5 protein-coding genes and 1 pseudogene are annotated in these 5,194 nt (G+C 31.2%); all 6 read right to left on the bottom strand.

Translation table 11 applies throughout. The annotated features are described in order from the left end of the window. Positions 1-150: 150 nt before the first annotated feature. The gene (locus HCB45_RS14980) at positions 151-876 is read right to left on the bottom strand and encodes a HEAT repeat domain-containing protein (protein WP_185620431.1); all 726 of its coding nucleotides are present in this window, start codon (positions 874-876) and stop codon (positions 151-153) included. A gap of 24 nt (positions 877-900) precedes the next feature. Continuing rightward, positions 901-1,455: pseudogene (locus HCB45_RS14975) on the bottom strand (hypothetical protein). A gap of 204 nt (positions 1,456-1,659) precedes the next feature. Beyond that, positions 1,660-1,830 carry a hypothetical protein gene (locus HCB45_RS14970; RefSeq protein WP_003725223.1) on the bottom strand — a complete coding sequence of 57 codons (171 nt, stop codon included), beginning with the start codon at positions 1,828-1,830 and terminating at the stop codon, positions 1,660-1,662. A 573-nt stretch (positions 1,831-2,403) separates the two neighbouring features. Continuing rightward, positions 2,404-2,613 carry a hypothetical protein gene (locus tag HCB45_RS14965; protein WP_003765396.1) on the bottom strand — a complete coding sequence of 70 codons (210 nt, stop codon included), beginning with the start codon at positions 2,611-2,613 and terminating at the stop codon, positions 2,404-2,406. A 17-nt stretch (positions 2,614-2,630) separates the two neighbouring features. Further along, positions 2,631-3,770, bottom strand: coding sequence for a hypothetical protein (locus HCB45_RS14960; protein WP_185620430.1), 1,140 nt, complete (start codon positions 3,768-3,770; stop codon positions 2,631-2,633). A gap of 547 nt (positions 3,771-4,317) precedes the next feature. Further along, entirely contained in the window at positions 4,318-4,875 is a 558-nt protein-coding gene (locus HCB45_RS14955; protein WP_185620429.1) for a hypothetical protein, read from the bottom strand. Positions 4,876-5,194: the final 319 nt, after the last annotated feature.

Raw genomic sequence — 5,194 nt, 5'->3', positions numbered from 1 at the left:
AGTTTATATCGTTTATTTTAATAATACTACAATATCATATTTTATCAATGTGCAGCTTTTTTAAGCCTCTGACTGCTCATATTAGGGTGAATAGTTATTCTGGTAAACTTTTTTCTAAATTGATAAGTTTTTATGCGCATTTCCACTTTGTTACTCGTTAAATTTCGCATGAAAACTATCGTCCCGTTTTATTTCTTCTAACACCACTTCTGCTTTTTCCTTGACTGCAATTGAAATATCTCGCTTTAAAAGTTTTTCGATATTTAATACTATATTTTCTTTATTTGTTTGATTAACAACGTCTCCCAGAAAATCCAAGCTTCTAATCACCGTCAAATGATAATTGTCGTCTAGTAAAGAAAGGAGCTTTGGCAACATTTCTTCTTGACCAAGAAAATAGAGCGCATAATAAATACCTACTTTTGCAAAAGAATCCGTTTCTCTATTTAACTGTTCTTGTAGTATCGCTTTCGCTTCATCAGTTCCTACAAAACCGATTGATTCAGCAGCAAAACAACGTACATTAGGGTTTTTATCGCCCAACGCCTTCTTTAAATACGGGAGACTTTCTACTTTAGCCAAATTCCCTAAAATTTCTATGGAGCACATTTGAACTAAATCATCGTCGTCTGTTGTCCCTATGAGGGCTGCTTGAAAAACTGCTTCGCTATCAAAATAATATAAATACTCATAGGCAAATATTCGAGTATTCTCATCGCTATTATTTATGCTAGCTAGTAAGATGTTCTCCAATTCTAGTGGGGCCTCTTCAAGATTTAACTCACTTATCAAATTTTCTGCCTTCTCATAATCAAAAGGTTTTTGCTGGATAATAGTTTTAATTTCATTGAGAATTTTTTTCGTTTTTTTTAGCATATACTCCCACCTCCAAATGGAATCTCATCGTTGCTTCCACTTGCGCACAATCTTCTTCAGAAAGCTTTCTTTTTCCACCTCTTCATCCGCCCTGCAATTTATAATATGTTTAAAATATCTCGAAAACTCCGAGTCAAAGTTAAAATTATCTTCCCCATACTGAATAAGTTGCTCTCTGTTCGCTCTTTTCCATTTCAAATAATCTTTTTCCGGTATACCAAAAGAAGTCAAAAAGACGTCATCCGGGTTATTTATTGCTACATTTCGAAGCATTTCCTGGCCTTTCTCCTCAAGTTCCAAATAATTATCATTTTCTTCAAAAAAGATTGGGTTAATTAGCATGCAATAACCCATTATCCAGTCGACCTCTGTAATATTTCTCAGCTCGCTAATGCCAAAATCAAACATACTTTTTAACTTATCATCTTCCGTCTCATTTTCTTCCATTCCATACATTTAGGCTATCATATCCCATCTAATATAAAACGCCCGTACAAAATAACGAATATTCTTCTTATCAGACATCCAGGTATTATAGCTATAATCTAATACCTCTTGAACCTTTTCTTCTATCTCCAGTTGGTCTAGTTCTTCTCATTCTAGGTTTATCATAAAATCCCTCTTTTCTGTGTATGCTTAGGACTTCGTTTATTCCGTATCACACAACCAATCAATATATTCCATCGTCAAGTCTACCGCGCCTTCAACAGCAATATACTCATCTAATTCCTCATCATTAATCCACTGATAGTAATTTCTTTCCGCCTCTTTTTCACAAATCCCTTAGCCCAACAATCCGACATAAACCCCGAGATAAGCATACATTCCAACTGAAAAAGTACATAGGACAACAGCACATATACCTTTAAATATCATACTTATCCTACTTCTTTTAATTAAATATAATCCTGCAATTATTACAAGGTTAATCAAAGCTGCAATGGAGATAGCCATATAGGAAAACCTCCTTAATAAAATAAATATGACGTGATTACTGTTATACCAAGTAAGGTTAAAAAATATATTTCTATAATTCTTTTTGTCCGCTTTCTTATCTTTTTAACATCCATAATTTCTAGTGAGATAATGACAATAACAATTGTTTCTAATCCCAAAAACACAGTTACAATAATATCTGTGAGAAAATTATAAAAAAACATATGAATTAAAATGGAACTCATGAGAAATAATATTAAAAACAGTAGAAAGCTATTTTTTCTGATAAAAGCCAATAAATATTCAACTCCAGTCCTCTTAAAAGTTAGTGTTTTTTAGTTACTTTAATACTGAACAAAAGTCAAAACCACATAAGCTACATAAGTAAATTTATTAACTACTGTTAGAACTTATACGCATATACCTATTAAAACTTCTGATTTTACTCGCTTACTTCAATAGTTCATGAATATATTCGCTAAAAGTAGTCCTACTTCAAATTTCTGTTTTTTTGCTAAATAACTTATTAATAAATACTATTCTAATACAGAGTAAAGGTCATTTATAATATCCCCTTTTCTGCAGTATTTTCTAGTCAGCATCATTAACAATATCTACCAAATCTTCTATCTCTAAACCATAGTTATTTGGTTTGTCATTGTCTTCCAAACCATAAGCCAAAAACGCGGATGTAAGGATATCTATAATCGCATCGATACTCTCACGTTTAAGATGGTCTACTCCATTATTTTCAATTTCGTTAATGTATTCAGGATGCCGTGTTAACAGTGTATACAGCATTGCTCTTTGCCTTGTTTTCATGTCTTTACCATCTTTCCATTATGATAATTAGCTATCAGTTCTGTTAGAAATTTCTCCTCATCTTTTAGCCATGGACACCATTCTTCTCCTGGGTTCGCCGCGAACAACTCTACTTCTTTCCAATTTTCAAGCGAATTTTTGATGGAAAGAGATTTTTTAATTGCCAAAATACTAATTTCACTCTCTTTATCACCAAAAATAAAACAGTCGGAATTAAAGTACCAGTATAAATAATCGAAATCCGTAAAATCCATTTTTTCTGTCTCGCTACACCATAAAATTTCACCATATTCCTTTTCCGTTATACCTGTACTTAATTCAGCATATGGAACATCTATTTGTTTTATCTTTTTAAAAATAAATTTTCTTATAGTTTCATAATAAGAATGTGGCGTAAACAACCTGACACTTTCTTGCTTAAGCAGTTGTCCAATTTTATTTAAGTCGTTTATGAAGTCATCGTCATAACAATGAAAGAAATAGGTAAAATAAAAATCATATAACTCCGGCTTTTTAAAAATTTGCTTTGGCAATTCCGCCTTATAATCAACTAAGTATCCAATCTCATTTCTCAAATTTTCATTATGATCCTCAATCAATCGAGATTTTGCTCCTGTTCCTTGTACAGTATCCAGTAATTCTGTATTAGTAATTTGTTGAAAAAGCCGCACCAAATCTATCCCTTTTGAAAATATACCTATCGCTCTAACATCGAGTATAGGGGCGATAATAGCCATGCCATCTTCTAATTCGACTTGTTTCCTACAATCTAATTCTATTTTTTGTTTAAATAAAAATAGCCTATTCAGATATGGACTATAATATCCTTCTATAAACAAACGGAACATTTCTTGTTTAAGTTGTTGCGATTCCCCCTGCAAGATAACCTTTTTATATCCACCTATTTCGTCTCCTTGCAACTTTTCATAAGAAGCATCTTCATCGTTCAAAAAATAAGCAGAAGTCATATATTCGCCAAAAGCCTCGCAAATATCAACTACATCTTGCTCTAACAGTTTTCCCTGGTCTTTAAAATAGTAAATATATATTTGGTCCGCTCCGTCGATTCCTATATCACTTCCATACTCGAGTGCATCTTCGGCTCTGACAATCTCTATTTGTTCTCTATTTAACATATGGTTCACCTTCTTTTTTTAGATAGACAATCAGCTAAAGCATTCAATATTGATCACTGTTTTTTATAAAAGTAAATCGCCTATCCGTATTGTAAAAAACACGCCCAAAGCAAACACTAACCAAAACAAAACTTTGCTCTTTTTCGGCTCTAAATTAAGACACGTTATTAAACAAATAATTACTAGAAATATATACATTGTTAACAGCAATTGAATAATCTCCTCTCTAAGTTGTAACTAGTTTTTATTTGTTCTTGATTTTCTAGTGTGGAAATGCTTTTTTCTAAAATATAGACTACCTTTTTCTCTTAGCTGAAATACGATTTTAAATTTTTTTCAACTTTAGGCTATTATCCAAAACATAATAAGTCCTATTGAAGATAAAACTATGCCAAGCCATGCCCAAATATATGCAATTACTTTATTGCTTACTTTTCCTGCAATGTAAAAACATAAACCGAATATTAGCATGCTTAATATAAGACAACTAAAACCAATTAGAATATTCATTTCCTAGCTCCCCACTGAATTCGTTGTGCTACATCATCTAAGAAAAATTTCTATAATTCTTTATTAATCCATTACTGAATCTCTTTTTAATTATTTCGACAGAGCAAAACTCCTCAACCTCATACCAACTAACATCCACATCGAGCTTTTTATCAATGGCTAATACGGCTATTTCTAAATATCCATTAGCTAAAATAAAAATTTGCTCAGATGGAAAATACATGAAAAAATGGATGAGCATGTTTTTTTCCATTATATTATCAATATCTAAATCATTAATAATATCACTGTCGCTCTGAGAAAAGTCTATTTTCCGTCTTAACTCTAAACTTATTTTCCACTTCTGCAAAAATTTCTTTTCTTCCAAAATTTCACTGATATAGGCTTCCTTATCATGCGTCTTTTCAACAAGCTGTTTTATCATCTTGATAAAATCCTCATCGTCTATAGAGATAGCCTCTGGTTCTTCAAAGTAGTAGTTGTATTTATTTGGTTCGAAAAATATTTGTTTTGGTAGTGTTTTTTCAACATGAATGAGTTTGTTTATTCTTTCTTCAATCTCAAAATCGGATAAATTATACATAAAATCATTCATTCCCTCATTTTAAATTTTGCAATATGCCTATGATTATTAGATTTCGATCAAAAAAGCTATCAATAAATTACTAATTAAACAATCCATTAATAGCATAGTACTCATATAATCCAAAAATCATAAAAACAATCAAAAAACGGTCATTATATATGTATTTCTATATTTTTTAGGGGTATTATCTGAAAACACTTGGAAATAGATTAAAATTATTATATTTGCTATTAATAGAAAGATTAATACATCAGGCATATTTAAGTTCTCCTTAGACTTTAATATAAAAAAAATGAACTTATAATAACAATTACAAACATGCTTATAC

Source organism: Listeria farberi, assembly GCF_014229245.1.
In the GTDB taxonomy this organism is placed as follows: Bacteria; Bacillota; Bacilli; order Lactobacillales; family Listeriaceae; genus Listeria; species Listeria farberi.
Note: the sequence above shows the minus strand (reverse complement) of the source record. Positions and strands in the feature narration are given on the sequence as shown.